Below are 240 nucleotides of genomic sequence, written 5' to 3' on the forward strand. Positions count from 1 at the left end.
GTCTGGCGATGTCGGTGTTGACCCTCGATGAAGGGGTGCTCGATACGCTGGTTCGTTTGCTGCGCTTGGTCAAGGAACCGCAACTGCTGCCTTTGCTGGCCCCCTTGATCAAGCAAGAGATGATCGTTCGATTGCTGCATGGCGGACATGGCCAGACCTTGCGTCATCTGATTCATGCCGGCTCGCCTGGGCAGCAAATCGCCAAGCTCATTTCATGGTTGAAGCAGCACTATACGGAAG

The 240-nt window shown here is 55.8% G+C and carries 1 protein-coding gene; it reads left to right on the forward strand.

From position 1 onward, the window contains the following. Positions 1 to 240: AraC family transcriptional regulator N-terminal domain-containing protein (locus tag QN347_RS20790; protein ID WP_323494545.1), on the forward strand; the 240-nt coding region annotated here is incomplete at both ends.

The organism is Sphingomonas sp. 10B4 (assembly GCF_035019905.1).
Taxonomy (GTDB): Bacteria; Pseudomonadota; Alphaproteobacteria; order Sphingomonadales; family Sphingomonadaceae; genus Sphingomonas; species Sphingomonas glacialis.